Annotated in this window: 1 protein-coding gene; it reads right to left on the reverse strand. The window is 64.7% G+C overall.

Annotation, left to right across the window (positions count from 1 at the left end):
• Positions 1-255, reverse strand: a 255-nt coding sequence (locus tag ACZ9W6_RS17700; RefSeq protein WP_465192498.1) for a hypothetical protein, incomplete at both ends; no start/stop codon positions are given.

The following is a 255-nucleotide window of genomic DNA, read 5'->3' on the forward strand; positions in this document are numbered from 1 at the left end:
CACGCCAGATGGCACAGCGCGGCAGCACTTACGCCATGACGGCGCGCCTGCTGGCGGATGGCGAGCGCCAGATCGTCATCCAGCCGCTGGCGCACTTCACGCACATCGGCGCCATTACCCTGAATGTTGGTCAGGCCGAACGGTGCGGTTGGTTCGTCCACGTCACCCAGCAGACTGCGGAAATAAGCCTCATGCTCCGCCTGGCTCACGCCCAGACGCGCCTGTGCCACGAAGTTGCGGAACGGTACTGGTGTC

Source organism: Vogesella lacus (assembly GCF_979366295.1).